This window comes from Streptomyces sp. NPDC006207 (assembly GCF_040613835.1).
GTDB lineage: Bacteria > Actinomycetota > Actinomycetes > Streptomycetales > Streptomycetaceae > Actinacidiphila.
This window is the reverse complement of sequence record NZ_JBEXSX010000009.1, coordinates 168,850-189,259: the sequence shown is the minus strand read 5'-3', so window position 1 is coordinate 189,259 and position 20,410 is coordinate 168,850. Positions and strand designations below refer to the sequence as shown.

The following is a 20,410-nucleotide window of genomic DNA, read 5'->3' as shown; positions in this document are numbered from 1 at the left end:
GGCTTCGACCGAGAGCACGACCAAGGTCACACGGCCAAGTGCCCCATGGGTTTACGCGCATAGAACGCACTTTTGTCGCGTTCCCTCGTTCGGACGACACCGGAACCTGCCCTAGACTCGGTGCCGTGCCACGTGGTGACGGACGACTCAACCACGACCTGCTCCCCGGCGAGAAGGGCCCCCAGGACGCTTGCGGCGTCTTCGGTGTCTGGGCCCCCGGCGAAGAGGTCGCCAAACTCACCTATTTCGGGCTGTACGCCCTGCAGCACCGCGGACAGGAGTCCGCGGGCATCGCAGTGAGCAACGGCTCCCAAATCCTGGTCTTCAAGGACATGGGCCTGGTGTCCCAGGTCTTCGACGAGACCTCCCTCGGCTCCTTGCAGGGCCACATCGCGGTCGGGCATGCCCGTTACTCGACCACCGGCGCCTCGGTCTGGGAGAACGCCCAGCCCACCTTCCGCGCCACCGCCAACGGCTCCATCGCCCTCGGCCACAACGGGAACCTGGTCAACACCGTCGAGCTGGCCGAGATGGTCGCCGCGCTGCCCCAGGGCAACGGCCGGGCCACCAGGGTCGCCGCGACCAACGACACCGACCTGGTCACGGCGCTGCTCGCCGGGCAGGTGGACGAGGACGGCAAGCCGCTGTCCGTCGAGGACGCCGCCCGTCAGGTGCTGCCCGAGGTCAAGGGCGCCTTCAGCCTGGTCTTCATGGACGAGCACACGCTCTACGCCGCCCGTGACCCGCAGGGCATCCGCCCGCTGGTGCTGGGCCGCCTGGAGCGCGGCTGGGTCGTCGCCTCGGAGACCGCCGCGCTGGACATCGTGGGCGCGAGCTTCATCCGCGAGATCGAGCCCGGCGAGCTGATCGCCGTCGACGAGAACGGGCTGCGCGCCTCCCGCTTCGCCGACGCCCGCCCCAAGGGCTGCGTCTTCGAGTACGTGTACCTCGCCCGCCCCGACACCGACATCGCGGGCCGCAACGTCTACCTCTCCCGGGTCGAGATGGGCCGCCGGCTGGCCAAGGAGGCCCCGGTCGAGGCCGATCTGGTGATACCGACCCCGGAGTCCGGCACGCCGGCCGCGGTCGGCTATGCCGAGGCGAGCGGCATCCCGTACGGCTCGGGCCTGGTGAAGAACTCGTACGTGGGCCGGACCTTCATCCAGCCCTCGCAGACCATCCGGCAGCTGGGCATCCGCCTGAAGCTCAACCCGCTCAAGGAGGTCATCCGGGGCAAGCGCCTGGTGGTCGTGGACGACTCGATCGTCCGCGGCAACACCCAGCGCGCGCTGGTCCGGATGCTCCGCGAGGCCGGCGCCGCCGAGGTCCACATCCGGATCTCCTCGCCGCCGATCAAGTGGCCGTGCTTCTTCGGCATCGACTTCGCCACCCGCGCCGAGCTGATCGCCAACGGCCTGTCGGTCGACGAGATCTGCAAGTCCCTGGACGCTGACTCGCTGTCGTACATCTCGCTGGACGCGATGGTCGAGGCGACCACGATCGCCAAGCCCAACCTCTGCCGGGCCTGCTTCGACGGCGAGTACCCGATGGAGCTGCCGGACCCCGAGCTGCTCGGCAAGCACCTTCTGGAGACCGAGCTGGCCGGCGGCCCCGACGCCGCCGACGCGCTCCGTCGCCCGTAAGCATTCGACGCAAGGACACAACACAGCCATGTCCGAGAACACCGGTGCCAGCTACGCCGCGGCGGGAGTCGACATCGAGGCGGGCGACCGCGCGGTCGAGCTGATGAAGGAATGGGTGAAGAAGGCCACCCGCCCGGAGGTCGTGGGCGGTCTCGGCGGCTTCGCCGGGCTCTTCGACGCCTCCGCGCTCAAGCGTTACGAGCGGCCCCTGCTGGCCTCCGCCACCGACGGCGTGGGCACCAAGGTCGACATCGCCCGCCGCATGGGCGTCTACGACACCATCGGCCACGACCTGGTCGGCATGGTCGTCGACGACCTGGTCGTGTGCGGTGCCGAGCCGCTCTTCATGACCGACTACATCTGCGTCGGCAAGGTCTTCCCGGACCGCGTCGCGGCCATCGTCAAGGGCATCGCCGAGGGCTGCGTGCTCGCCGGCTGCGCCCTGGTCGGCGGCGAGACGGCCGAGCACCCGGGCCTGCTGGGCGAGGACGAGTTCGACGTCGCCGGCGCCGGTACGGGCGTGGTCGAGGCCGACCGGCTGCTGGGCGCGGATCGCATCCGTAAGGGTGACGTCGTGATCGCCATGGCGTCCTCCGGTCTTCACTCCAACGGGTACTCGCTCGTCCGGCACGTGCTGTTCGAGCGGGCCGGCTGGGCGCTGGACCGGGAGGTCCCGGAGTTCGGCCGGACCCTCGGCGAGGAGCTGCTGGAGCCGACCCGGATCTACTCGCTGGACTGCCTGGCGCTGACCCGTACCACCGAGGTGCACGGCTTCTCGCACGTCACCGGCGGCGGGCTGGCCAGCAACCTGGCCCGGGTCGTCCCGGACCACCTGCACGCCACGGTGGACCGCTCGACGTGGACGCCCGGCGCGGTGTTCGGCACGGTCGGCGAGCTCGGCGGCGTGGAGCGGCTGGAGCTGGAGAAGACCTTGAACATGGGCGTCGGCATGGTCGCCGTGGTGCCCGAGGGCTCGGTGGACGCGGCGCTGACCACGCTGGCCGACCGGGGCCTGGACGCCTGGGTGGCCGGCGAGGTCGTGGAGCGCGGCGAGCACGCCGAGGCCGTCGAGCTCACCGGGGACTACGCGGGCTGACCGGCGCGGGGCAGCACGAAGCCCGGTCCGGGCGGCGCCCGGACCGGGTCAGTGGTCAAGCTGGAACGGAATGTGTTGCGTCAAGCACGACGGCGTTGTGAGGAGGACTGGGACTCGTCGTCCTCGTCGTCGTCCTCGTCGTCGCCGTAGAGATCCGCGTACCGTGCGTACGGGTCGTCTTCCAGCTCGTCGTCATCGTCGTCTTCCTGTACCTCCGGATTGACCGGCAGTGTCGACGATGCGCCCAGCTCTTCGGCCAGACGTGAAAGGTCCGTTCCGCCGCTGTTGTACTTCAGCTGGCGGGCGACCTTCGTCTGCTTGGCCTTGGCCCGGCCGCGCCCCATTGGCTCGACCCCCTCAACGGTGGGGCTCGACGGCCCCGAGTCTTGACACGCGTTCACGATGTGGAACGGGCCCTCACATGAGAGTCCCGGTCCGTAGGACTTCAACGGTACCTGCTTCCGAGGCCGCACGGTACGTCGCCCGCACGACGCGCGTCGGAGCAGGGGCCCGCGATGGCCCCGTCCTGGCTGGTCAATCGCGATTTTACCTTCTTCCGCCGCGGTCTGGCTGCCGGGGCGTGGTAACGGTCGGATGTCCAGCCTGCGGCCCTCGTCACGGAGGCCCGCAGGGAGCCGCCCCGACTCGTGAGGACGCGCGGACAACGTACGTCGGCGGCACCCCGCGGGTGTCCGCTTTGTGATGGACGACACGCCCCCGTCCACGGGCGGACGGGGGCGTGCCGGAGGGGCCGCGGCACCGCCGCGGCCCCATGGCTCACGGGCGCAGCCAGCTCTCCGCCGGGGTGCGCTCGGCCATGCGCTGCTCGGCCAGGCGGTCGGCGGCGGCGGCCGGCGGGATGCCGTCGGCCGCGGCGCGCTCGAAGATCGCGAGCGTGGTGTCGAAGATCTTCGTCGCCTTGGCGCGGGCCCGCTCGAAGTCGAAGCCGTGCAGCTCGTCCGCGACCTGGATCACGCCGCCCGCGTTCACGACGTAGTCCGGCGCGTAGAGGATCCCGCGGTCGGCCAGGTCCTTCTCGACGCCGGGGTGGGCGAGTTGGTTGTTGGCCGCGCCGCAGACGATCGAGGCGGTGAGGGCCGGCACCGAGTCGTCGTCGAGGGCGCCGCCGAGCGCGCAGGGGGCGTACACGTCCAGCGGTGTCCGGACCAGGACGTCAGCGTCGGAGACGGCGGTTACCTGAGGGTGACGGGAGGTGATCCGGTCGACGGCCTCGCCGCGAACATCGGTGATCACGACCTCGGCGCCGTCCTTGAGCAGGTGCTCCACCAGGTGGTGGCCGACCTTGCCGACACCGGCCACGCCGACCCTGCGGCCGCGCAGCGTGGGGTCGCCCCACTTGGCCTGGGCGGAGGCGCGCATGCCCTGGAAGACGCCCCAGGCGGTCAGGACGGAGGAGTCGCCGGCGCCGCCGTTCTCGGGCGAACGGCCGGTGGTCCACTGCGGGGCGGTGCGGGAGACCACGTCCATGTCGGCCACGTAGGTGCCGACGTCGCAGGCCGTGACGTAGCGGCCGCCGAGCGAGGCCACGAAGCGGCCGTAGGCCAGCAGCAGCTCCTCGGACTTGTCCATGTCCGGGTCGCCGATGATGACGGCCTTGCCGCCGCCGAGGTCGAGGCCGGCGAGCGCGTTCTTGTACGACATGCCGCGGGCGAGGTTGAGCGCGTCCTCGACCGCCGCCTCGTCGGAGGAGTACGCGTGGAAGCGGGTGCCGCCGAGGGCCGGGCCCAGGGCGGTGGAGTGGATCGCGATGACGGCCTTGAGGCCGCTGGCGCGGTCCTGGCACAAGACGACCTGCTCGTGACCGCCCTGCTCCGATCGGAACAGCGTGGTGACGATGCCGGGTGTCTGACGTACGTCGGTCACTGTGGTGACTCCCGAATGTCCAGAGGTCGCCCTCCGGGTGGGTGGGGGAGGGCCGGTTGGCAGAAGACTAGAACCACCCGGCCGTGAACATCCTCCCAGTGTCGTGGATCACTCCCCGTGCCGGAAGCGACGTGGGACGATGCCAGGGCGGAAGCCGTCACGAGGGAGCGGGTGTGGGCTTGTCATCGGTGCTGGTCCCGTACGCGGCGTATCTGCGGGTGTACGAGCCGCTGGCGGCCTTCCCGGAGCCCGATCGCGGCTACTGGTACCGGTATGCCTCCCAGGGCGCTCAGCGGTCCGCACAGGACGAACTGCGCCAGTCGCTGGCCGGTCTGCTGTCCGTGCCGCCCGTCGCCGTCCCGGTGCGCGAGAGCGGGGACGCCTTCGTCGCCGTCGTGGACGGCGTGACCCACGTCTGCCCCTGGCGCACCCGGTTGCGCGGCTGGCTGGCCCTGTCCGAACTGGTCGAGGAGTTCCCCGCCCCCGTGGTGGACGCCGTGCTGCCGCCGGTCGCGCGCGAGCAGGCGGAGGCCGACTTCACGGCGTGGCGGGCGGAGAAGCCCGAGAACGCCGATGCGCGGCCCTGGATCCGCGGGGCCACGTGGCACGTCCCGGTGCGCTGGTTCGTGCTGTTCGACGATTCCGAGCGTGAGTACGAACCCGCGGGCGCGGGCGAGTCCAAGCAGCCGGTGATGCGTTACCGGACCCCCATGGTGCAGGCCCGCCGGCGGACGGCCCGGGCGCTGCGGGTGCTCAAGGATTCACTCGAAGAGGGACCCCTGATCGACGGCCTGGTAGATGTAGGGCGTTGGCTGGAGGAGTTCCACCCGCGCTCCTTGGTCGAACTCGACTACGGCGGGCTCGTCCACGCCATCGCCCCGGACTCCCTCGCGGGGGACCGGTCCGCCGCCGACGTGGCGGAGGCGCTGGCCGCGCTGCGGGACGGGGACAGCACCCGGGCCGGGGAGGCTTACGAGCGGCTCAGCGACCGTTGGCGGGCCGTCAGGGAACTGCTGTACGCGAGTTGAGGGTCCGTCGGGAGCCGGTCGTGGGGGAGGGACTTTGGTCCTGAGTCCGGCCGACCGGTACCTTTGGCCTAAGCGTGACCTAAAGCACGTTTAGGGGTCTTGCCCTCATCCCCACCCCCCATGACAATATGGGACATCGGGTCCGGAAGGACCTCTTTCCACTCGCTCTGGGTGGAATGTCCGGGATTGCATCCCCTTGAGGTGGGGCTGTGGCTCGTGGGTTGGCTGTGACTGATCGTCACTCAAGCGTGACTGTCCGTTATGGCCCGGTCCATCGGCTTCCGTCGAGCTTAGACACCTCAGAGGGCAAATCCATCGGTTTGGCCGACACGGCTGGACAGATGGTGTAGTTGTAGTGCCAAGGACAAGCCGTTCGTCCTATTACCGACTCGGCCCGCGTCCGCCATTTCGGGCAACGCGGGTCAAGGTGCAGAATTTAGAGGAAAGAACCGTGTTGGTTCGGTTCTCTCGAGGAGGCCGCTCATGACCGCTCGCACCCCTGATGCCGAGCCGCTGCTGACCCCCGCTGAGGTTGCCACGATGTTCCGCGTGGACCCGAAGACGGTCACGCGCTGGGCCAAGGCTGGCAAGCTCACGTCCATCCGCACGCTCGGCGGGCACCGCCGCTACCGCGAGGCGGAGGTCCGTGCACTGCTCGCGGGCATTCCGCAGCAGCGCAGCGAGGCCTGACCTGAACAAACGGGCGTCCACGCGGGGCCCCCAACCCGCCGCAACGCCCGCTCCGAAGGGTCCCTGCCCCCATCAGGGACGCCCGTAGGAAACGTCGATCGCACCGGAGTCCGCCGGCTCCGGTGCGATCTTTTTTGTGCGTGTGGTGTGTCCGTCTTGTGAGGACTGGGCCCTCTGTCATGAGTGCAATTGCACATATTAAATTGACGGTCCCACAGGAGCCCCCAAGTTCCCTCAGAGCCGGAACTCTTCACGTGACTCCCGTCACATGCCGGAGTCTTGTTCCCCTCCGGACTCGTGCGGTAGTGGGACGGCGGTGCGCCGCAACGTCAGCCGCATCAGCCGGTGGCACACCGGGCAGTGCCGGGTCAGGTGCCGCCGTCCGCCCCCCGCTGCGGCCGCCAGGTGCGCGCGCAGCAGCGCCCGCGTCACGTCCCGGGGCGGCGGGCCCGGGTCCCTCGGCGTCGCGCTCATGTGCCAGGCGTACCACGCGGGAACGGCCGGAACCAGGGGACCCGCACCCTCCGCAACCGCGTCCCGGCCACGCCGTCCGTCCCGCGCACAGCAAGAAGGCCCGCGTCCTTCGCTGGACGCGGGCCTTGCTTTCACTGCGGTCCTGACGGGATTTGAACCCGCGGCCTCCACCTTGACAGGGTGGCGAGCACTCCAAACTGCTCCACAGGACCAGGTTTCGCGGCCGTCGTTCCCTGGCCGCGAGGAAGACTGTACAGCAGGTCAGAGGGTGATTGCGAACCCGATCAGCCCCAGGCTTCGTCGAGGGCCTTGAAGATGCGTTTGTCCGAGACGGGGAACGCCGTCCCGAGGGCGTGCGCGAAGTAGCTGACCCGCAGTTCCTCGATCATCCACCGGATGTCGCGCACCCGTTCGGGGACCGGGCGCCCGGCCGGCTGGGCGGCCAGCAGCTCGGCGTACTCGGTCTGGATCTCGCGGACCTTCTCCATGCGCGTGGTGTCGCGCTGGACGCCCGTGGGCATCTGCTGCAGCCGCCGGTCGACGGCCACCAGGTAGCGGAGCAGGTCCGGCAGCCGGCGCACCCCCGTGGCGGTCACGAAACCGGGCCCCACGAGGGCTCCCAGCTGTTCCTTGACGTCCGCGAGGTTGGCCACCAGGGCGAGGCTCTGGGCGGCCTTCAGGCGGCGCTCACAGGCCTGCCAGGCGGCCAGCACCTGGCGCACCTGGGCGACCATCCTGACGGTCAGCTCGACGAGGTCGGCCCGCACCGAGTCGTACAGCTTCCGGAACGACTCCTCGTCCCAGGCCGGGCCGCCGTGCTCGGCCATGAGCCGGTCGGCGGCCGCGGTGACGCAGTCGTCGAACAGGGCGGTCACCGAGCCGTGCGGGCTGCGCGACAGCGCGAGCTTGTCCTGGTTGGACAGCCGGTCCGCGGCGAACTTCGCCGGGTTCGTGGGCACGTTCAGCAGGATCAGCCGGCGGGTGCCGCGCCACATCGCCGCGGCCTGCTCGGCCTCGGTGTCGAAGAGCTGTACGCCCACGCTCTCGCCCTCGTCGACCAGCGCCGGGTACGCCTTGACCGGCTGCCCGGACCGCCGCGTCTCGAAGGTGCGCGGCAGGGCGCCTACCGTCCACTGCTTCAGGCCCGTGCGCCGCTCGATGCCGATGGAGCCCGCGGCGTCGAAGGCCTTGCTGATCGCGGCCTTGGTCTTCGGCCGCAACTGCAGCTTGAGCGCCTCCAGGTCCTTGTCCTCGGCCAGCTTGCGGCGGCGCTCGTCGGTCACCCGGAAGGTGATCTTCAGATGGTCCGGGACCTTGGCGAGGTCGAAGTCCTCGGCGGTGACGGGCACGCCCACCATCCGCTGCAGCTCCCGCGCGAGGGTCTCGGGAAGAGGGTCCTGCACGGGGACGACGCGGTCCAGGAAGGCCTTCGCGTAGTTCGGCGCCGGCACGTAGTGGCGGCGGATCGCCTTGGGCAGCGAGCGGATCAGCTCGGTGACGACCTCCTCGCGCAGGCCCGGGATCTGCCAGTCGAAGCCGTCCGGGGTGACCTGGTTGAGCACCTGCAGCGGGACGTGGACCGTCACGCCGTCCGCGTCCGCGCCCGGCTCGAATTGGTACGTCACACGGAACTTGAGCTTCCCCTGGCGCCAGGAGTCGGGGTAGTCGTCCTTGGTGACGGCCTCGGCGTTCTCGTTGATCAGCATGGAGTGCTCGAAGTTGAGCAGCTCCGGCTGCTCCTTGCGCTGTTGCTTCCACCACGAGTCGAAGTGCGCGCCGGAGACGACGTGTTCGGGCACCACGCGGTCGTAGAAGTCGAAGAGCGTCTCGTCGTCCACGAGGATGTCGCGGCGCCGCGCCCGGTGCTCCAGCTCCTCGACCTCCGCGAGCAGTTTGCGGTTGTCGTGGAAGAACTGGTGGTGGGTGCGCCAGTCACCCTCGACCAGCGCGTTGCGGATGAACAGCTCCCGGCTGGTCTCCGGGTCGATCTTGCCGTAGTTGACCTTGCGGTCGGCCACGACCGGCACGCCGTACAGCGTCACCTTCTCGAAGGCCATGACCGCGGCCTGGTCCTTCTCCCAGTGCGGTTCGCTGTAGGACCGTTTCACCAGGTGCTGGGCGAGCGGCTCGATCCACTCCGGCTCGATGCGGGCGTTGACCCGCGCCCACAGCCGCGAGGTCTCCACCAGTTCGGCCGACATGATCCACCGCGGCGGCTTCTTGAAGAGCGAGGAGCCGGGGAAGACCGCGAACTTGGCGCTGCGGGCGCCCAGGTACTCGTTCTTGCTGTCGGTGTCCTTCAGGCCGACGTGCGACAGCAGGCCCGCCAGCAGCGACTGGTGCACGTGCTGGAGGTTGACCTCGTGGTCGCCCTCGGCGAGGTGGATGCCCATCGTCTTGGCGACTGTGCGCAGCTGGCTGTAGATGTCCTGCCACTCGCGGATGCGCAGGTAGTTGAGGAACTCCGTGCGGCACATCCGGCGGAAGGCGGAGGAGGACAGCGCCTTCTGCTGCTCGCGCACGTACCGCCACAGGTTGAGCAGCGCCATGAAGTCGCTGGTCTCGTCGGCGAAGCGGCGGTGCTTCTCGTCGGCCTGCTGCTGCTTGTCCTGGGGGCGTTCGCGCGGGTCCTGGATCGACAGGGCGGCCGCGATCACCATGACCTCGCGGACCACGCCGTTGCGTTCCGCCTCCAGCACCATGCGGGCCAGCCGCGGGTCCACCGGCAGCTGGGAGAGCTTGCGGCCGGTCTGGGTGAGCTTCTGGCCGTCCAGCGCGCCCAGTTCCTGGAGCAGCTGGACGCCGTCCTTGATGTTCCGGGCGTCCGGCGGGTCGATGAAGGGGAAGCGGGCGATGTCGCCCAGGCCCGCGGCGGTCATCTGCAGGATGACGGAGGCCAGGTTGGTGCGGAGGATCTCGGCGTCGGTGAACTCCGGGCGGGACAGGAAGTCGTCCTCGGAGTACAGCCGGACGCAGATGCCGTCCGCGAGGCGGCCGCAGCGGCCCTTGCGCTGGTTGGCGCTGGCCTGGCTGATCGGCTCGATCGGCAGCCGCTGCACCTTGGTGCGGTGGCTGTAGCGGGAGATGCGGGCCATGCCCGTGTCGATCACGTACCGGATGCCGGGGACGGTGAGCGAGGTCTCCGCGACGTTGGTGGCCAGCACGATGCGGCGGCCCGTGCCGCGCTGGAACACCCTGTGCTGCTCGGCGGAGGACAGCCGCGCGTACAGCGGCAGGACCTCGGTGAGGCGCAGCTGCCTCTTGTTCAGGGCGTCGGCGGTGTCGCGGATCTCGCGCTCGCCGGAGAGGAAGACCAGGATGTCGCCCGGGCCCTCGGCCTGGAGCTCGTCGACCGCGTCGCAGATCGCGGTGATCTGGTCGCGGTCGGCCTCGTCGGCTTCGCCGCCCCCTTCGGCCAGCAGCGGCCGGTAGCGCACCTCGACGGGATACGTACGCCCGCTGACCTCGACGATCGGCGCGTCGCCGAAGTGCCGGGAGAAGCGCTCGGGGTCGATCGTCGCGGAGGTGATCACGACCTTGAGGTCGGGCCGGCGGGGCAGCAGCTGGGCGAGGTAGCCCAGGATGAAGTCGATGTTGAGGCTGCGCTCATGGGCCTCGTCGATGATGATCGTGTCGTACTGGAGGAGATCCCGGTCCGTCTGGATCTCGGCCAGCATGATGCCGTCCGTCATCAGCTTGACCAGCGTGCCGTCGCCGACCTGGTCGGTGAACCGGACCTTCCAGCCGACCGCCCCGCCCAGCGGGGTGCGCAGCTCCTCCGCCACACGCTCGGCGACCGTGCGGGCGGCGATGCGGCGGGGCTGCGTGTGACCGATCAGGCCGCGGACGCCGCGGCCCAGCTCCAGGCAGATCTTGGGGATCTGCGTCGTCTTGCCGGAGCCGGTCTCGCCCGCCACGATCACGACCTGGTGGTCGCGGATCGCCTCGAGGATGTCGTCCTTCTTCTGGCTGACCGGCAGCTGCTCGGGGTAGCTGATCGCGGGTATGGCGGTGCGCCGCGCGTCGGCCTTCAGCGCGGCCTTGTCGATCTCCGCCCCGATCTCGGTCAGCACGGCCGAGCGGGCCTCGGGCTTGCGGATGCGGCGTGCGCCGTCCAGGCGACGGCCGAGGCGCTGCGCGTCGCGCAGGGTGAGCTCGGCCAGCCGTGCGCCGAGCTCGCCGAATGCGGGGGAGGGGGGCTGCGTAGACATACGCGTTCCAGCATCGCATCCGCCGCGCCCCCCGGGCGAACGCATTACCCCCGGCGATCCCCGCCCCGGAGGACCGGCCCGGCGGCCCGGTGGGCGACGGTGGTGCGGGTGGTGTTCGCGACGGCACCGACACGGCCGGCGTGACTCCCCCGCGCGTGGGGTCGGTTGCGGGGCCCGCCGGGAGGGCCGGCCGCCGGGAACACGAAACCCCCGCCGAGGAACTCGACGGGGGTTGCTGGTGGCTGGGGCCGGGGTCGAACCGGCGACCTATCGCTTTTCAGGCGATCGCTCGTACCAACTGAGCTACCCAGCCAGCGCGGTCCTGACGGGATTTGAACCCGCGGCCTCCACCTTGACAGGGTGGCGAGCACTCCAAACTGCTCCACAGGACCTTGCGTTGCGCTCTGCGCGAGAGACAGTCTCCCACACGTTTGTGCGTGCTCCCAACGGGATTCCGCCGCGCTGTGCGAGGAACGGATCGTTGGTGGACGTCTCCCGGTCGGTGATTCTCGGTGACCGGTCGGACACGCACTGGCGGGCCGATCTCGCTGGACCAGCGTATCAGACCCCGGGCGGTGCCACGCACGCGTGACCTGCGGGCCTGTGAGGGGGAGGCGCCGGTTCCGGCCCGGAAAACACGGAAGGCAGCGCCGCCGGTGAACCGGCCGCACTGCCAACGCGCATGGTCTGCGGGACGACGCAGACGACGTATGTGCCCCCAACGGGATTCGAACCCGTGCTACCGCCTTGAAAGGGCGGCGTCCTGGGCCACTAGACGATGAGGGCTGGGTGGCCCGCCGGGCGAATCTTCGGCCGTCGGGACGCGTCAGCAGGATATGGGATGCGAGGGGGGATCGCCAAAACGGTTTACGGGCCGGTTCACGGGCTGCTTGTCGCCGTGGCGGAGGGCGCCTTCGAGGGGGAGGAGGAGGGGGACGGGGCGCGGCCCGGCTCCACCTCCTCCGGGAGGTGGCGGGAGACCTCGGCGGTGGACAGCCCGAGCCCGCCGAGGGTGATCTCGTCCCAGGCCTGGAGGGCGTGGGTGTCCCGGTCCAGGTAGAGCACGGAGGCCTCCACCTTCTGGGGGGTGTCGCCCTCGACGGCGCGCAGTCCGCCGCCGCCGGTGGTGCCCTGCACCATCAGCCGGCTGCCGTGCTCGAGGACGTCGACGTCCCGGGTGTGGGTGTGCCCGGAGAGGATCAGCGGGACGGTGCCGTCCGTCTGGGCGGCGGCGATCGGATTGTGGGCGACGGCGATGTCGACCTTGGCGCCCGTGGCGTTCTGCCGACGGATGGCGTCGGCCAGCTCCTGTCCGGCCACCCGTTCCGACGGGTCGCCGGCCGCCTCGACCGAGCGGTCCGGGGTGAACTGCGGGTCGCCGATGCCGGCGATGCGCAGCCCCTTGACGACCACGGACCGGCCGTCGTCGACCACGTACGCGTTGGCCCGGCCCGCGACCGCGCGCTGGCTGTCCATGGAGTCGTGGTTGCCGCGGACGAAGACGTAGGGCGCGCCGAGGTCGGGGATGGCGGAGGTGAAGCCGTTCTCGGCGGTGGTGCCGTGGTCCATCAGGTCCCCGGTGTCGACGATCACGTCGATCTTGTACTCGGCGACGACGGACTCGATGATCTGCCAGGCCGCCGGGTTGAGGTGGATGTCCGAGACGTGCAGCACGCGCAGCGTGGTCGGGTCCGGGTTGTACGCGGGCAGCGTGGACGTCGCGTCGTACAGCCTGGTCATGTTGGTCACCAGGCGGGCGAGTTCCTGCTGGTAGATGTCGAAGTCGCTGACGATGCTGCGCGCGTTGCCGACCACCGAGGGGGCGCTGCTCAGCAGCCCGGAGAACCGGGGTTCCAGGACGCTGCGCGGGTTCCAGGTGCCGTACGCGGTGCCGGCGCAGGCCGCCAGCACCGCGAGGGAGAGCCCGCCCGCGGCGAGGGCGCGGCGGGGCCTGCGGTAGACGGCCAGGCCGAGGGCGGTGGCGCCGGTCAGCGCGGCCACCGAGGACCGCAGCGCGAGCTCGGTCGTGCTGTGCTCGACGTCGGCGGCCACCTCGCTCTGCAGCCCGCTGATCCGCTCCGGGTGCCGCACGAGGGTCCGGGCCCGGTCGGGGTCGAGGGTGTCGACGTCCACGACCAGACGCAGCGGGCCGTCGTGGCTGTCGAGCTGGAGGGAGCCCAGCGGGGAGATGTTGACCTTCGTGTCCCCGGTCCAGGACGGGTGCAGCGACATCCGGGTGTTCATCGGGCCGACCGGTTCCTCGATGCTGCCCAGCACCACCAGGCCGAGCCAGCCGCCCACCAGGGTCACCGCGAGCAACCCGAGCGCGCCCAGGTAGGGGCGGGCCGGGGGGAGGGGGAGGAAGGAGGCGGGCGGTTCGGCGGTGCGGCGGCGGCGCCACAGGTCACGGATACGGGGCACACGAGAGCGAACACGGACCATTGCCGACGTATGCCCCCGGCCGTCGCGGGCCATGCGCCGCCCGACGGACGTCCCCCGCGCGCCCGCCGGGGGCCACCGGGGCTCAGCCCCAGCCGAGTTCGTGCAGGCGTTCGTCCTCGATGCCGAAGTGGTGTGCCACCTCGTGGACGACGGTCGTGGCGACCTCGTGCACGATCTCCTCCTTCGTGCTGCACATGCGCAGGGTCGGGCCGCGGTAGATCGTGATCCGGTCCGGCAGGACGCCCGCGTACCACTCCCCGCGCTCGGTCAGCGGCGTCCCCTCGTACAGGCCCAGCAGCTCCGGATCGGCGGGGTCGGGCTCGTCCTCGACGAACACCGCCACGTTGTCCATGACGCGGGTCAGCTCCGGCGGGATCCGGTCCAGCGCGTCGCTGACCAGTTCCTCGAACGCTTCGCGTGACATCTCCAGCACACCGCCATTGTCCGGGACGGACGGCCGTTCGGGCAGCGTCCGGCGCGGATTGCGGTACCGGGGCGCGCCAAGGGGGCGCCGGGTGGCAGCCGTTCGGTGACCCGCGGGGGCGGGCCGGTCGCCGCGGGGGCGCGCTCCCGCCCGTACGGGCGTGTCCCCGAGGGCCGTGGGCCCGTTGGGCAGCGCGGAACCCGATCCCGCCACGCCCCCGCGGGACCCACCGGACCCACCGGTCCCGCCAGATCCACCAGAGGTGCCTCCGTGACCCCTGCCACCGCCCGCGCGCGTACGGCGGCCGTGCTGCTCCTGCCCGTGCTCGCCCTGGGCTCCGTGACCGGCTGCGTGAGCGTGGGCGGCGCGGGCGGCGACGCCCACCCGAAGGGCGCCTCCTCCGGTGTCGCCGGGGAGGCCGGAGGTGCCGGGGGGACCTGGGAGGACGGCGGGATGGTGCTGCCCGGCGGCCCGGGCGGGGTGGAGGGGCGGCCCGGGGCCCTCGCGCCCGGGGCCGGCTCGCCGTCGGTGTCGGCGCAGGAGTCGGTACCGGGGCCGACCCAGGGCCCGGACCGCTCCCACAGCGGGAAGCCGTCGGGGCGCCCCTCGTCCTCGGGGCGGCCCTCGCAGTCCTCGCCCCCGTCGGACCGGCCGTCGACGACGTCCTCGCCGGGGGACAGCTCGCCGCCGCCGTCCGGGGGCGGCGAGTCGCCCGAGCCGTCGCCGTCCAGCGCGCCCTCGGTGAACGGCGCCACATGAGGAACGGGAGGGGCCGAGAGGACCGAATTGGCCAAAGCGGTCTCGTATGCGTATGCTGGTAGATCGTTTGATCCCATTGCCCGGCGCCGAACCGAAGCGCGCCGCGTTGGCGCGTTCCTTTTCTCCTGTGGCTGACCGCATCGAGGCGGTTGTAAGCAACCTCCGGAGCTGGCGCGTGCCGAAATCTCCGAGAGGTTTTAGCTTCAGCATGTCTATTGACACTGCCGACCGTTCCGCCATGCCCATCGACACCGACGGCACCGACGAGGCCGTCACCGAGGAGCAGACCGCTCCCGAAACCCCCAGCGTGACCTTCGGCGACCTCGGCCTGCCCGAGGGGATCGTCCGCAAGCTGGCGCAGAACGGGGTCACCACCCCCTTCCCGATCCAGGCGGCGACGATCCCCGACGCCCTGGCCGGCAGCGACATCCTCGGCCGCGGCCGTACCGGCTCCGGCAAGACCCTCTCCTTCGGTCTGCCGCTGCTCACCTCCCTGGCCGAGGGCCGCACCGAGCGCAAGCGTCCGCGCGGTGTGATCCTCACCCCGACCCGCGAGCTGGCGATGCAGGTCGCGGACGCGCTGCAGCCGTACGGCGACGTGCTCGGCCTGAAGATGAAGGTCGTCTGCGGCGGCACCTCGATGCAGAACCAGATCTACGCCCTGGAGCGCGGCGTCGACATCCTCGTCGCCACCCCGGGCCGGCTGCGCGACCTGATCGAGCGCGGCGCCTGCGCGCTGGACCAGGTGCAGATCGCCGTCCTCGACGAGGCCGACCAGATGGCCGACATGGGCTTCCTGCCCGAGGTCACCGAGATCCTCGACCTGGTCCCGGCCGGCGGCCAGCGGCTGCTGTTCTCCGCCACGCTGGAGAACGAGATCGACACCCTGGTCAAGCGGTACCTGAAGGACCCGATCACGCACGAGGTCGACCCCTCGGCCGGCGCGGTCACCACCATGACCCACCACGTCCTGGTCGTGAAGCCCAAGGACAAGGCCCCGGTCACCGCCGCCATCGCCGCCCGCAAGGGCCGCACCATCATCTTCGTCCGCACCCAGATGGGTGCCGACCGCGTCGCCGAGCAGCTGCGCGACGCGGGCGTCAAGGCCGACGCCCTGCACGGCGGCATGACCCAGGGCGCCCGCACCCGCACCCTGGCGGACTTCAAGGACGGTTACGTCAACGTCCTCGTCGCCACCGACGTCGCGGCCCGCGGCATCCACGTGGACGGCATCGACCTGGTCCTCAACGTGGACCCGGCCGGCGACCACAAGGACTACCTGCACCGCTCGGGCCGTACCGCCCGCGCCGGCCAGTCCGGCACGGTCGTCTCGCTCGCCCTGCCGCACCAGCGCAAGCAGATCTTCCGGCTGATGGAGGACGCGGGCGTCGACGCCTCGCGCCACGTCGTCGGAGGGGCCGGGGCGTTCGACGAGGACGTGGCCCAGATCACCGGTGCCCGGTCGCTGACCGAGGTGCAGGCGGACGCGGCGGGCAACGCCGCCCAGCAGGCCGAGCGCGAGGTCGCCGACCTCGCCAAGTCCCTGGAGCGCGCGCAGCGGCGGGCCGCCGAACTGCGCGAGGAGGCCGACCGCCTCACCGCCCGTGCCGCCCGTGAGCGCGGCGAGGACCCGGAGGCCGCCGTGGCCGCCGCCCAGGCCGAGGCCGCCGAGGCGGTCGCCGCCGCGGCGAGCGTCCCCGCCCCGGCCGCGGAGAGCTCCGCGCCGGAGCAGCGCACGTTCCAGCGCCGTGACGACCGGGGCAACTACGAGCGCCGCCGCGACGACCGTCGTGACGACCGCCCGTCGTTCCGCGACCGGGACCGCGGTGACCGCGGGTACGAGCGCCGTGACGAGCGTCCGTCGTTCAACCGCGAGCGTCGTGACGAGCGTCCGTCGTTCAACCGGGACCGTCGTGACGAGCGTCCGTCGTTCAACCGCGACCGTCGTGACGACCGCCCGTCGTTCAACCGCGACCGTGACCGTGACCGCGGCTTCGAGCGCCGTGACGACCGCCCGGCGCGTTCCTACGACCGCCGCGACGACCGCCCGGCGCGCCCCCACGAGTCGCGTGACCGCCACTTCGGCGGCGACCGCCCCTTCAACCGGGACCGTCGTGACGACCGCCCGGCGTTCAACCGCGACCGTGACGCCAACGACCGCCGCCCGTACGGCCGTCGTGACGACCACCGCCCCACCGGCGGCTTCGACCGCCGCACGGACAAGCCGCGCTGGAAGCGCAACGGCTGACCCCAGCTGAACGGCAGGGGCCCGGCAGATGGACGTCCATCTGCCGGGCCCCTGCCGTTTCGGGGAAAGCCCCAGGTCGGGCGGCTGGTGCAGACCTTCTCTTCCTGTGCGCCGGCTGTTAGGCTCTGGCCACTTGCGTGGGGGGGTACAGCCGGGGGCTTGAGAGCTGCGCAGCGCCTTTCGTGCGCGCGCGCCGAGCCGTGTCCGTTCGCCCCTCACGCCTCTCGCCTTGTTGGACGCAGGAGGTTCGGGTGACCCGTCGTGCCCTCGTGCGCGGCAATCCGGCCGCGCTCGTCAGCGCGGTACTCGCGGTAGGACTCGGTTCGTCCGGCACGGCCGCCGTGGCCGACACCGGCTGGAACACCTTCAAGGGGATCTTCTGATGGCCCGCACGGGAACCTCCGCTCCGGACAGGACTCCCGCGGCGGGCCCCGGCGCCCGCCGCAGGACCCTCGCCGCCGCCGTGATCGTCCTGCTGGGCGCCGGGCTGGGCCCGGTGGCGCTGCCGGCCGCCGCGGACCCGGGCACCCCGCCGGAGGCGGTCTTCCCCGCCGGTGTGCGCTCCACGCCGTTCAGGGACACGCTGTACACCGCCGGCGGCTCGGGTTTCCTGCACACGCAGGAGGGCAACGGCTCGTACCTGTGGACGGACTTCGCGAGCGGCGGGACGACGACGATCACGGCCATGAGCGCCCTGCTCAACTCGGGGCTCATGGGCTTCCCCGCGTCGAAGAGCATGTCGGTGCTGGACCTGGCGAGCGGCGAGCGCGTCGTCACGGCCCTTCCCCCCGGCCGGTACGTCACCGGCGCGTTCACGATGTCCGAGGTCCTCACCTACGAGAAGCCCGCCGGGGGCACGATCACCGGACTGCACCTGCTGCGCACCGCCGAGGGGCAGGTGACCGACGTCGCCCTGCCGTCGGACGCGCTGCCGGAGGGGTACACATCCGTCCGCACCGTCGCCCAGGACCTGCGCGGAGCGGTGCTGGAACTGGGCGGCGGCCCCTCCGGCAAGCGTCTGGTGCTGGTCGACTACGCCACCGGCGCGGTCACCGGCCTGTTCGGCTCGCTGGCCACGCCACCGTCCAGGATCGCGCTGTCCGCCGACCGTGTGCTCGGCTGGTTCGGCTCCGCGGGCGCTCTGACCGCCTGGGTCGTCCCGCGCGCCGACACGGCCGCGGAACCCGGGGCGGTCGTGATCCCCCCGCTGGAGGGCGCGTCCTTCCAGCCCGCGGTGACGCTGGCCCTCGTGGGTGACTGGATCGTGGTCGCGCGTGCCCCGGAACCGCTGAGGTCGCGCCCGGGTGAGACGCTGAGCGTGGTCCCGGTGGGCGGCGGTGAGGCCCGGACGTTGCTGACGTACGCCACGAACCAGCTCGTCATCGCCGCGGACGGCAGTGTGCTGGTCGTCGGCGGCAGCGGAGTGACGGACTGGGCGGTGCGCCGGGTGACGGCCTCCGGAGCCCAGCCCGTGGTCACCGAGGTCATGCCCCTCCACGCGGTCAACTCCCGGGTCGACGGCCTCGCCCTCGGCGCAGGGAAGCTGTCCGTCGCCACCGACGCGGACGGCAGCTCCCTGCGGTCGCTGTACGAGTTCGACCTGGCGCCGACCGGGGCCCCCGAGCCCGGGCCGCGGACGCTGCTCTTCCCGCTCCACAACTGGTACAAGCCCTGCCAGGCGGGCTCCGACTGCGTCGAACTCCACGCCCTGGGCGACGGGCACACCGCGTACGCCGATCACGGGGTCTCGGTGAACTCGCCCCGCACCCCGAGCTCGCTGGCCTCGGTCATCCTGCCGAACACCGGCAACCGGATCGTCGACTCCTCCGGGCGCTACACCGTCGCCGACGACGGCACCGGGGGCAAGCAGTACGTGGGGGACTTCGAACAGCATCGGGAGAACAACGTCACGCTGACCCGCACCACCACGGCCGCCTCGGTCTGGGGTACCGAACTGTGGAAACCGGGACCGGCCAAGGGCACGCTCGACGTGTTCGACCTGAAGACCCGCAAGACCTCGTCGGCCGTCGACGTCGGAGCCGGCTGCGTGCCGCAGGAACTGCAGACGGTCGGCCGCTGGGTGTACTGGTCCTGCGGGCCGACGGGCACGGCGGGCGTCTGGGACCGCACCGGCAGGAAGAGCATCGCCGTGCCCTCGGGCGAGGCCCTGCTCGGCGACGGTTTCCTCGTCCGCCACGACCGTGCGGCGGGCAAGCTGCTGCTGACCGACTTCCACGGCGGAGCGGGTACGGCGGCGGTCACCGGCGAGTTCGCCGACCTGCCGGCGGAGGACGAGCTGGTCTCCGACCGCCGGATCAGCTGGACCGTCGACAAGTACGGCGGGGACGTCGCCTTCGTGGACGCCGGCGACAGGATCCACGTCAAGCGCGTCACCGTGCCGCGCTCGCCGGTCACGTCGATCGAAGCCACCACGGACGACTACATCAACCTGAGGTGGCCGGGTCCCCAGAACGTCTGGCACGGCACCTGGCAGTTGTCCCGGCCGCCGGCGGGCTGGAGCCTCACCTTCCGGAACGCGGCGGGCAAGGCCGTGCGCACCGTCCGCGGCACCGCCCACGAGGGGGCGCGGATCACGACGGAGTGGAACGGCACCGACGACCACGGCACCGTGGTGACGGGCGGCCGCCACACATGGACGCTGAGCGTGGACGTGGGCGACGGCAGCGGCTTCCGTACGGCGCACACCGGGACCATGCAGCTGGCCGGGGCCAGGAGCGCCTGGCGGGACCTCGACGCGGACGGGGCCGGGGAGCTGGCGGCGTTGGCCCCTGACGGGATGCTCGACTTCCCGTCCCCGGGGGCGGGCTACGCCGGCGGCACGCCCGGATGGAACACCGGGTACCGGTTCGTCCCCTTCGGCGACCTCGACGGCGACCGCTGCTCCGACGTCCTCGTAAGGAACACCGTGGGCGAGCTCTTCCGCTACGCGGGCCGGTGCCAGGGGGCGATCACCAAGAGCAGCCCCCGCCTGTCGTTGGGAACGGGTTACCAGCAGTACAACGTGCTGACGTCGGCGGGTGACCTGAGCGGAGACGGTCGTCCGGACCTGATCGCCCGGCAGACGTCGACTTCGGACGTGTGGCTGCACAAGGCCACCGGCAACGGGAAGCTTGCGGTGCGGGTGAAGCTGGCGTCGAAGTGGACGGGTTACAAGAAGATCGTGGGTGCCGGGGACCTGAACGGTGACGGGATCGGTGATCTGCTGGCCCAGGACAAGGCGAACGTCCTGTGGCGTTACGACGGTGACGGCAAGGGGCATCTGCGGCCGCGGGTGAAGCTCGCCTCGAACTGGGGTGCCTCGTACAACGCGCTGGCGGGCGTGGGGGACATCACCGGTGACGGCAAGGGCGACCTGATCGCCCGGGACACCGCGGGGAACCTGTACCGCTACGCCGGCACCGGCAAGGGCACCTTCGGCAGCCGCACCAAGATCGGCACCGGCTGGGGCGTGTACAAGAGCCTTTTCTAGCCAGTTCCGGACGCGTCTGTG

Annotated in this window: 14 protein-coding genes and 4 tRNA genes; 8 read left to right on the top strand and 10 right to left on the bottom strand. The window is 71.3% G+C overall.

Going from position 1 to position 20,410, the window contains the following annotated elements; translation table 11 throughout:
- Positions 1–125 precede the first annotated feature (125 nt).
- Entirely contained in the window at positions 126–1,643 is a 1,518-nt protein-coding gene (purF, locus tag ABZ312_RS10070; protein ID WP_499512621.1) for an amidophosphoribosyltransferase, read from the top strand.
- 28 nt (positions 1,644–1,671) lie between these two features.
- The gene (gene purM / locus ABZ312_RS10065) at positions 1,672–2,739 is read left to right on the top strand and encodes a phosphoribosylformylglycinamidine cyclo-ligase (RefSeq protein ID WP_500322611.1); all 1,068 of its coding nucleotides are present in this window, start codon (positions 1,672–1,674) and stop codon (positions 2,737–2,739) included.
- Between the two features lie 80 nt (positions 2,740–2,819).
- On the opposite strand, the gene ABZ312_RS10060 is transcribed toward purM, so the two are convergent.
- Positions 2,820–3,188, bottom strand: coding sequence for a DUF3073 domain-containing protein (locus ABZ312_RS10060; RefSeq protein ID WP_499512619.1), 369 nt, complete (start codon positions 3,186–3,188; stop codon positions 2,820–2,822).
- A 328-nt stretch (positions 3,189–3,516) separates the two neighbouring features.
- On the bottom strand, positions 3,517–4,623 hold the full coding sequence (locus tag ABZ312_RS10055; protein ID WP_500322612.1) for a Leu/Phe/Val dehydrogenase: 1,107 nt from the start codon (positions 4,621–4,623) through the stop codon (positions 3,517–3,519).
- A 173-nt stretch (positions 4,624–4,796) separates the two neighbouring features.
- Here ABZ312_RS10055 and ABZ312_RS10050 point away from each other — a divergent pair, with 173 nt between their 5' ends.
- Both ABZ312_RS10050 and bldC read left to right on the top strand, forming a co-directional pair.
- The gene (locus tag ABZ312_RS10050; RefSeq protein ID WP_500437180.1) at positions 4,797–5,651 is read left to right on the top strand and encodes a DUF8083 family protein; all 855 of its coding nucleotides are present in this window, start codon (positions 4,797–4,799) and stop codon (positions 5,649–5,651) included.
- A gap of 483 nt (positions 5,652–6,134) precedes the next feature.
- Positions 6,135–6,341, top strand: a complete 207-nt coding sequence (gene bldC / locus ABZ312_RS10045; protein WP_003949541.1) for a developmental transcriptional regulator BldC — start codon at positions 6,135–6,137, stop codon at positions 6,339–6,341.
- A 264-nt stretch (positions 6,342–6,605) separates the two neighbouring features.
- Here bldC and ABZ312_RS10040 read toward each other — a convergent pair whose 3' ends face one another.
- The 8 genes from ABZ312_RS10040 to ABZ312_RS10005 all read right to left on the bottom strand — a co-directional run bounded on the left by ABZ312_RS10040 (position 6,606) and on the right by ABZ312_RS10005 (position 13,901).
- Entirely contained in the window at positions 6,606–6,815 is a 210-nt protein-coding gene (locus ABZ312_RS10040; protein ID WP_500322614.1) for a DUF6274 family protein, read from the bottom strand.
- A 137-nt stretch (positions 6,816–6,952) separates the two neighbouring features.
- Positions 6,953–7,027: transfer RNA gene (locus ABZ312_RS10035), tRNA-Asp, on the bottom strand.
- A gap of 72 nt (positions 7,028–7,099) precedes the next feature.
- On the bottom strand, positions 7,100–11,026 hold the full coding sequence (gene hrpA / locus ABZ312_RS10030; protein ID WP_500437178.1) for an ATP-dependent RNA helicase HrpA: 3,927 nt from the start codon (positions 11,024–11,026) through the stop codon (positions 7,100–7,102).
- A 236-nt stretch (positions 11,027–11,262) separates the two neighbouring features.
- Positions 11,263–11,339 (bottom strand) — tRNA-Phe (locus ABZ312_RS10025).
- A gap of 4 nt (positions 11,340–11,343) precedes the next feature.
- Positions 11,344–11,418: transfer RNA gene (locus ABZ312_RS10020), tRNA-Asp, on the bottom strand.
- Between the two features lie 321 nt (positions 11,419–11,739).
- Positions 11,740–11,812: transfer RNA gene (locus ABZ312_RS10015), tRNA-Glu, on the bottom strand.
- Between the two features lie 93 nt (positions 11,813–11,905).
- Positions 11,906–13,501 carry a metallophosphoesterase family protein gene (locus ABZ312_RS10010; RefSeq protein ID WP_500322616.1) on the bottom strand — a complete coding sequence of 532 codons (1,596 nt, stop codon included), beginning with the start codon at positions 13,499–13,501 and terminating at the stop codon, positions 11,906–11,908.
- Positions 13,502–13,550: 49 nt separating this feature from the next.
- Positions 13,551–13,901 (bottom strand): metallopeptidase family protein, encoded by a 351-nt coding sequence (locus ABZ312_RS10005; protein WP_500322617.1) that lies wholly within the window; start codon positions 13,899–13,901, stop codon positions 13,551–13,553.
- Positions 13,902–14,162: 261 nt separating this feature from the next.
- On the opposite strand from ABZ312_RS10005, the gene ABZ312_RS10000 reads away from it, so the two are divergent.
- From ABZ312_RS10000 to ABZ312_RS09985, 4 genes are all read left to right on the top strand, one after another.
- The gene (locus tag ABZ312_RS10000) at positions 14,163–14,651 is read left to right on the top strand and encodes a hypothetical protein (protein WP_500322618.1); all 489 of its coding nucleotides are present in this window, start codon (positions 14,163–14,165) and stop codon (positions 14,649–14,651) included.
- A 208-nt stretch (positions 14,652–14,859) separates the two neighbouring features.
- The gene (locus ABZ312_RS09995; RefSeq protein ID WP_500437176.1) at positions 14,860–16,899 is read left to right on the top strand and encodes a DEAD/DEAH box helicase; all 2,040 of its coding nucleotides are present in this window, start codon (positions 14,860–14,862) and stop codon (positions 16,897–16,899) included.
- Between the two features lie 251 nt (positions 16,900–17,150).
- Entirely contained in the window at positions 17,151–17,282 is a 132-nt protein-coding gene (locus ABZ312_RS09990) for a hypothetical protein (protein ID WP_500322620.1), read from the top strand.
- Positions 17,282–20,389 carry an FG-GAP-like repeat-containing protein gene (locus ABZ312_RS09985; RefSeq protein ID WP_500437174.1) on the top strand — a complete coding sequence of 1,036 codons (3,108 nt, stop codon included), beginning with the start codon at positions 17,282–17,284 and terminating at the stop codon, positions 20,387–20,389. Before ABZ312_RS09990 ends, ABZ312_RS09985 begins: the two co-directional genes overlap by 1 nt.
- The last annotated feature ends 21 nt before the right edge of the window (positions 20,390–20,410 follow it).

What these genes read in the sequence shown, in the direction of transcription:
- purM (WP_500322611.1), top strand. Translation starts at nt 1,672, where the DNA reads ATGTCCGAGAACACCGGTGCCAGCTACGCCGCGGCGGGAGTCGACATC.
- bldC (WP_003949541.1), top strand. Translation starts at nt 6,135, where the DNA reads ATGACCGCTCGCACCCCTGATGCCGAGCCGCTGCTGACCCCCGCTGAG.
- ABZ312_RS10040 (WP_500322614.1), bottom strand. Translation starts at nt 6,815, where the DNA reads ATGAGCGCGACGCCGAGGGACCCGGGCCCGCCGCCCCGGGACGTGACG.
- hrpA (WP_500437178.1), bottom strand. Translation starts at nt 11,026, where the DNA reads ATGTCTACGCAGCCCCCCTCCCCCGCATTCGGCGAGCTCGGCGCACGG.
- ABZ312_RS10010 (WP_500322616.1), bottom strand. Translation starts at nt 13,501, where the DNA reads ATGGCCCGCGACGGCCGGGGGCATACGTCGGCAATGGTCCGTGTTCGC.
- ABZ312_RS09995 (WP_500437176.1), top strand. Translation starts at nt 14,860, where the DNA reads ATGTCTATTGACACTGCCGACCGTTCCGCCATGCCCATCGACACCGAC.
- ABZ312_RS09985 (WP_500437174.1), top strand. Translation starts at nt 17,282, where the DNA reads ATGGCCCGCACGGGAACCTCCGCTCCGGACAGGACTCCCGCGGCGGGC.